The sequence below is a fragment of the Clostridia bacterium genome (genome assembly GCA_019683875.1).
Taxonomy (GTDB): domain Bacteria; phylum Bacillota; class Sulfobacillia; order RBS10-35; family Bu92; genus Bu92.
This window is the reverse complement of record JADGHN010000123.1, coordinates 1-4874: the sequence shown is the minus strand read 5'-3', so window position 1 is coordinate 4874 and position 4874 is coordinate 1. Positions and strand designations below refer to the sequence as shown.

General features: G+C 72.8%; 6 protein-coding genes. 3 read left to right on the top strand and 3 right to left on the bottom strand.

The genetic code is table 11. The features are described 5' to 3' along the window. Positions 1-520 (bottom strand): metal-dependent transcriptional regulator (locus IRZ18_08520; protein ID MBX5477147.1); only part of this gene is annotated, 520 nt, incomplete at its 3' end. A 130-nt stretch (positions 521-650) separates the two neighbouring features. Here IRZ18_08520 and IRZ18_08515 point away from each other — a divergent pair. The 3 genes from IRZ18_08515 (at position 651) to IRZ18_08505 (ending at position 3398) form a co-directional block, all read left to right on the top strand. Next, a complete protein-coding gene (locus IRZ18_08515) occupies positions 651-1319 on the top strand; it encodes a thiamine diphosphokinase (protein ID MBX5477146.1) in 669 nt (222 codons plus the stop codon). Positions 1320-1387: 68 nt separating this feature from the next. Then, the gene (locus IRZ18_08510) at positions 1388-2395 is read left to right on the top strand and encodes a polysaccharide deacetylase family protein (protein ID MBX5477145.1); all 1008 of its coding nucleotides are present in this window, start codon (positions 1388-1390) and stop codon (positions 2393-2395) included. Between the two features lie 55 nt (positions 2396-2450). Further along, a complete protein-coding gene (locus IRZ18_08505) occupies positions 2451-3398 on the top strand; it encodes a radical SAM protein (protein MBX5477144.1) in 948 nt (315 codons plus the stop codon). Positions 3399-3408: 10 nt separating this feature from the next. On the opposite strand, the gene IRZ18_08500 is transcribed toward IRZ18_08505, so the two are convergent. Then, positions 3409-4710 carry a hypothetical protein gene (locus IRZ18_08500; protein MBX5477143.1) on the bottom strand — a complete coding sequence of 434 codons (1302 nt, stop codon included), beginning with the start codon at positions 4708-4710 and terminating at the stop codon, positions 3409-3411. Next, positions 4707-4874 (bottom strand): hypothetical protein (locus IRZ18_08495; protein ID MBX5477142.1); only part of this gene is annotated, 168 nt, incomplete at its 5' end. The genes IRZ18_08500 and IRZ18_08495, both read right to left, overlap by 4 nt.

The window sequence follows — 4874 nt, the reverse complement described above, 5'->3', positions numbered from 1 at the left end:
CCTGCCGCCCGGGGGGCCCAACTGGGGGGGGGTGGCGCGCCTCGCCGGGGCGGCGGACGGCCGTCTCCCCGACCTCGACGGACCGCAGCGGCCGGACATCGATCTCCGGCATCCGGCCGTCCGTCGTGGGGATGGGGTGGCCGTGCGGGCAGGTGCGCGGGTCGCCCAGGAGCCCGGCGAAGCGCTCGATCACCTCCGGCGGCAGCGCGTGTTCCAACCGGTCCGCGATCTCGTGCACGCCTTCCCACGGAAGGTCCAGCAGGTCGGTCAGGAACCGCTCCGCCAGCCGGTGGCGGCGAATCAGGCCGAGCGCGACGGCGCGCCCGCGCTCCGAAAGGCTGACACCCCCGTACTCCCGATAGGAGACGAGGCCTTCCTGCGCGAGGCGCTTGAACATCGCCGTCGTCGACGCGGCGGACACGCCGAGCTCCTGCGCGACCTCGCCGGTGCCGGGGCGCCGGCCGAGGTCTTCCAGGCGGTAGATGGCCAGCAGGTAGTCTTCCATGGCCTGGCTCGGCACGGTTTCGTCTCCTCGAACTCGTTTTTTAGTTTCGTCTAAATCCAGGTCAATGTTAGCATATGAACGCGACGTGGCGATTGTCAAACGAAACGGAAGCCAAGCGGACGGAATGCCGGGCGGAGGTGCGGGCGTGCCGGGAGAAGGCCGGATTTGGGCGGTGGTCGCAGGCGGCGCGATGTCCCACGAGGACACGCTGCGGGCGCTTGCCCGCGAAGGCGCGTTTCTCTGCTGCGCGGACGCGGGATTGGATCACGTCCTGCGCCTCGGCCTCACGCCGGACCTGGCGCTCGGCGACTTCGACTCCGCGAGCGCCGAAGCCCTGGCGCGCATCCGCGAAGCGGGCATCCCCATGGAGCGCCACCCCGTGGCCAAGGACGCGTCGGACGGCGAGCTGGCCCTGCGGCGAGCCCTCGCTTCGGGAGCGCGCGAGGTCCACCTCTTCGGAGCGGCCGGCGACCGGCTTGACCAGACGCTGGCCACGGCGCTCCTCCTGCCCCGCTTCGAACGGCGAGGCGTGCCCGTCTTCGCGTACGCGCCGGGCTGGCGGTTCCGCGCGCTCGTCCCGGCGCCGGATCGGCGCCCGGTCGTCTGGCGCGTGCCGGCGCGGCCGGGCGCGACGATTTCCCTTGTGCCGTTGGACCGGCGCTGCCGGGGCGTGCACATCCGCGGCGCGGCGTATCCGTTGCGCGACGCCGTGCTCGTCCGGGAGCGCACGCTGGGCACCAGCAACGAAGCCCGCTCGAACCGCGTCGACGTCGCCGTCCGGGAAGGCGCCCTCCTCGTCCTCTGGAGCGACTGACGCGCACGGAGCGCGGCGCGGCATAGCGGCACGGGCGGCCGCGTATGGTGCGGCGGAGGGAACCGCACGTGAGCCGCTCGCTGCAAGTGATCGCCGCGGCCGCGCTCCTCGCCGCGATGGCCGGATCCGTCGTCCTCCTCTGGCCGCGCCCGCCCCGACCGCCGCATCGCGTCGCGGCCGGCGTGTACCTGGGCGAGCAGGCGGTGGGCGGCTGGTCGATGGAGCAGGTGCGCGCGCACCTTGAGCGCATTGCTCCCGAGAGCCGCGTCGCGCCGGTCGAGCCGCGCGTCGACCCGGCCACGCAGGGGTTGATTCCAGGCCTCGACGGCGTGGAGCTCGACGTGCAGGCCACGCTGGAGCGCGTTCTCCGGGCGCCGCCCAACGCGTCCGTCGCCTACGTGTTTCGGGAGATTCCGCCGAGCAAGACGCTGGCGGACCTTCCCCTGGCCCCGATCTACCAGGGCAACCCGGCCAAGCGCGCCGTCGCCGTGGAGATCAACGTGGCCTGGGGCAATGAGTGGATTCCCGGGCTTTTGGACGTGCTGGACCGCCACCACGCCAAGGCGACGTGGTTCCTCATGGGCGACTGGGCGAAGGCCAACGCCTCCTTGGCCCGTCAAATCGCGCAGCGCGGGCACGAGATCGCCAGCCACGGGTACTCGGCGGTGGACTGGGAACGGCTCGACCGCAAGGGCATCCTCGAACAGATCACGATGGCCGACCAGGCCATCCAGGCGGCGACGGGCGTCCGCCCCTTCTGGTTCAGCACGCACAAGGGCGTCGTCAACGACGAGATCCTCAAGGCGGCGCGGGAGCTCGGCCACGAGACGGTCATGTGGACGGCGGACACGGTGGACTGGATGAACCCCACCGTGGACTGGATGGTCGGCCGCGTGTTGGAGAAGGCCGGACCCGGGGCGCTCATCCTCATGCACCCGACGGAACGCACGCCGGACGCGCTGGACCGCATATTGAGCGCGCTGGAGGCGCGGGGGCTGAAGGTTCTGACCGTCGGGGACCTGCTTTCGACCCGGCGCCTGGACGTGCCGGCGGAACAAACGGCGCCGTCACGGTGAAGGCGCTTGCGAACATGTGTTCGGTGTGATACGGTGAGCCTCGGGGGGCGCGCCGGTGAACGCCGAACCGCTTTACGCCAAGACGGCCATCAACCGGGTGGACAACATGCCCTTCCGGTGGTCGCTCAATCCGTATCGGGGCTGCGCTCACAGCTGCCTCTACTGCTATGCGCGCGTCACGCATGAGTATCTGGGGCTGAATGCCGGAGAGGACTTCAACCGGCGGATCTTCTTCAAGGAGAACGTGGTGGAGGCGCTGGAACGCCAGCTCCAAAGCGGCAGGTGGCGCGGGGAGTCGGTCGCCCTGGGCACGGCCACCGATTGCTATCAGCCTCTGGAGGGCCGCCTGCGCCTCACGCGCCGCGTGCTGGAGACGCTTCTGGCGCACGGCATTGCGGTGAGCATCACCACCAAGTCGCCCCTCATCCTGCGCGACTTGGACTTGCTAAAGGAGCTGGCCCGAGGGCCCGGCGTCGTCGTGCACTTCAGCATCGGCACGCTGGACCCGGACGCCTGGCGCTTCCTTGAGCCGGGGACGCCGCAGCCCAAGTACCGGTTGCGCGCGCTGGCGCGGCTGCGGTCGGAGGGCATCCGCGCCGGCATCCTCATGGCGCCCATCGTGCCGCGGCTGAACGACGATTCCCGGCAACTGGAGGCCGTCGTGCGCGCGGCGGCCGCGTGCGGCGCCGCGTTCGTCGTGCCGCTCGCGCTCCGGCTGCCGCACGGCGCGCGGGAGTGGTTCTTCGAGCGGCTGCAGGCCGAGCGGCCGGATCTCGTCCCGTTCTATCGCACGTTTTACGCGACGGACAACGCGCCGCGGGCCTACGTCAACGCCTTGGAGGCGCGCGTGCAGAAGCTCTGCTCACAGTACGGCGTCGGGGAGCGGAAGGCACCGGGTCGGAGGCCCGTCACACGGCAGGCGTCGCCGGCCCGGCGGGCGTCGGCGGGCCCTGCCGCCTCCGCAATTCGGCCGCCCGTGCAGCTCCGCCTCGACTTCGCGTGACCACGCGGCTTCACGCGCGCAGCGCCTCGAAGTTCTCGCGGGCCACCTCCGCTTCGGTCCCGTCGTCCAGTTCGATGCGCGCGGTCTCGCTGAGCACACCGCTCGGCAGTGGCCGCGCGGCCGCCCAACCGCGGAAGCGTCCCCACCGGCCGGCGTGCCGCCCGGCCACCACGCGTACGGGCTCGCCCTCCTCCGCGTCGCCCTTGACGAGGAACAGCGGCCGCGGCGGCACCGTCTCCGGGCTCGCGACGACCACCTCCGGCGGCAGCGCGCCCGCGCGCACGTGCGCCACCGGGTTCACCGTCACGAGGCAATCCGCCGCCCGTTCCAGCGCTGCCCACACGGCCTGCGCCATGGCCGCGCCGGAGGCGCCCTCCGTCAGCACCACGGCCACGTCGCCGCCCGCAGACGCCCGCCCCGGCTCCTGGGTCCAGACGTCCGGGTCGGCGGAACCGGCGACGATCGCCGCCACGCCGTGCCGGCGCGCCGCCGCCCACGCGCCGGCGCCGAGCTCCCCGCGTAGCGCGACCACGCATCCTTCGTGCGCGGCGGTGATGGGCTGGCCGTCCGCCAGCACACGCAGCGGCCCCCAGCGCAGCGGGCCGCGGCCGAGCACGCCCCAGACGCGCCATCCCTCCGTGCGCACCGTCACGGACGATGCCCCCACCGCCGCGACGTCGCCGGGGTAAGCCGCCGCCATCCGCGCGATCGTGCTGGGCCGCACGATGTACACGGCCCCCGTCTGAGGGTCGATCCGCTCGACCCGGCCGTCGGCCGGCGAATAGACGACGTCGCGCGAAAGATAGGACGCCTCCGCCGCCAGCACGGCCCCGGCCTTGACCTCGTCGCCCTCGCGGCACCGGAGGCAGCGCACGGCCGCGGCCGGAGGCAGCTTCAACCGGCCGGCCACGTCCACGACCTCCACGGGCGAAGCCGACTGCGCGTCCTCGCGGACGATCAGCTGCCCCGCCGCCACCGACAGCCACTCGACCTCGCCGGTGATGGGGCTCTTCGCCCAGCGCACCTCCCGCAGCCGCCCCACTTCCGCGCGCGCGACGGGATCGTGCGTCCGCACGCGGTCCCCCACGCGGACCAGAAACACGTCCGCGTGACGCTGGGGATCCCAGGCGGTGAGGCCCAGCTCGCGCCGCACGTCGATGAAATACGGCGCGCCGGCCACCATCTCGACTTCCGCGACGACGTCGTCCGGGTGGACGCGGTCCCCCGGCTGGACGAACACGCGACCTTCCGCCGCCAGCGATCGCACGTGCTCAAACGGCCCTGGTTCCATAAGCGGGCGCACGTACGTCACGCCGGCGCACCCCCCTCCTCCGTCGCGACGCCACCGGCCGCCGCCCGTGCCTCCGTGCGTGCGCCCGGCAGCGCCCCCACCACGTCCAGCCAATGGCGTACCGCTGGCGGCTTCTGCAGGCCGGGCGGCACCGGCCGTCCCCGCCCGTCGGCCACCAGCCCCAC